At 73.1% G+C, this 1,850-nt stretch carries 2 protein-coding genes; both read left to right on the top strand.

Going from position 1 to position 1,850, the window contains the following annotated elements; translation table 11 throughout:
* Positions 1–178 precede the first annotated feature (178 nt).
* Complete coding sequence (locus tag AB0O00_RS37580; RefSeq protein ID WP_363659183.1) at positions 179–784, top strand: disulfide bond formation protein DsbA; 606 nt, start codon at positions 179–181, stop codon at positions 782–784.
* Positions 785–898: 114 nt separating this feature from the next.
* Positions 899–1,850: ATP-dependent metallopeptidase FtsH/Yme1/Tma family protein (locus tag AB0O00_RS37575; protein WP_363659182.1), on the top strand; the 952-nt coding region annotated here is incomplete at its 3' end.

Raw genomic sequence — 1,850 nt, 5'->3', positions numbered from 1 at the left:
GTCACCGATGCTCCGCATGGACTCCCTCCTCCGCCTTGCGATGCACGCACCCTGACGCCGCGGCCCTCCGACCTGATCCGAAAGACACGCCCTAGTGTCGTGGCCGGCCAAGTGGACCACTCATACATGATCGAATTGGCTCTGTCGAGCGGTCCACTCGGCGCCTAGGCTCCTCACCGTGACCACCAAAGTTGACTTCTACTTCGACCCGATCTGCCCGTTCGCCTGGATCACCTCCCGGTGGATCCTGGAGGTCGAGCGCGAGCGCGAGCTCGACCTGACCTTCCGCGTGATGAGCCTGTCCGTCCTCAACGAGGGCCGCGAGGGCCTGCCCGAGCGCTACGAGCGCCTGCTGACCACCGGCTGGGGCCCGGTCCGGGTCTGCATCGCCGCCGCCGAGCGCTTCGGCGAGCACGTGCTGCGCGACCTGTACACCGCGCTCGGCACCCGCCTGCACGACCAGGACCGCGAGGCCGACGGGACGGTCATCCGCGAGGCGCTCGCCGAGGCCGGCCTGCCGGAGGACCTCGCCGACGCGGCCGGGAGCACCGCGTACGACATCGCGCTGCGCAAGAGCCACCACGAGGGCATGGACCCGGTCGGCGAGGAGGTCGGCACGCCGACGATCCACGTGGACGGCGTCGCCTTCTTCGGGCCGGTGCTGACCGCGATCCCGCGCGGCGAGGACGCGGTGCGGATCTTCGACGGGGTCCGGGCGCTGGCCGCGTACCCGAAGTTCTTCGAGCTGAAGCGCACCCGCACGGGGTCGCTCGACTTCTCCTGACCGACCGGGCGGGGCCCTTCCCCCTCCCGTCCGGGGCCGTCCCGTCCGACCATGGAGACGGAGGCCCCGGCGGTCACCCCCGCCCGGCCGCCTCCGGAGAGGCGGTGAGCGCAGATGACCGGACGGATCCGCCTGCGCGCCACCCGGCACCCGCCCACCCCGCCGAACCCGCGCTCCGGCCCGAACCCGCACTCCGGGCCGAACCCACCGGGCCCGTTCAAGCCCAGGCCGCCGCAGCCCAAGCCCCCGCCGCCGACGGGCGTCCGCCGCTGGCTGCTGCCCGTCGGCGCCCTGCTGGCGCTGATCCTGCTGCTCGTCGTCCAGGCCCCCGGCCCGGCCGGCACCAAGTACGGGTACTCCGACTTCGTCGGCCGGGTCGACACCGGCCAGGTCAAGACCGTCAACGTGACGGACACCGGCGGCGTCAGCGGCACCCTCAAGGACGGCACCCACTTCACCAGCCAGATCCCGACCGCCCTCGACACCACCCAGCTCAGCCAGTCCCTCGCCGCCCAGCACGTGGACGTCACCGGCAGCCGCACCGGCGGCAGCTCGCTCTGGTCCACGCTGCTGCTGTTCCTGCCGCTGCTGGTCTTCGGCGGGCTCTTCCTGTGGTCGGGCCGGCTCGCCGCCCGCTCGGTCACCGGCGGCCTGAGCGCCATCGGACGCTCCCGGGCGAAGATCATCGAGGCCGAGCGGCCCGCCACCGGATTCGCCGACGTGGCCGGCTACGAGGGTGTGAAGCAGGAGGTCAGCGAGGTCGTCGACTTCCTGCGCAGCCCCGAGCGGTACGCCGCCGCCGGGGCCAAGGGACCGCGCGGCGTGATCATGGTCGGGCCGCCCGGCACCGGCAAGACCCTGCTGGCCCGCGCCGTCGCCGGCGAGGCCGAGGTGCCGTTCCTGTCCGTCACCGGCTCCGGCTTCGTCGAGATGTTCGTCGGCGTCGGCGCCTCCCGCGTCCGCGACCTCTTCGACGAGGCCCGCAAACGCGCGCCGTCCATCATCTTCATCGACGAGATCGACGCCGTCGGCGCCCGCCGCGCGGGCGGCTCCCGGATCGGCGGCA

The organism is Kitasatospora sp. NPDC093558 (genome assembly GCF_040683475.1).
Classification (GTDB): Bacteria; Actinomycetota; Actinomycetes; order Streptomycetales; family Streptomycetaceae; genus Kitasatospora.
This window is presented reverse-complemented; position numbering and strand designations above follow the sequence as displayed.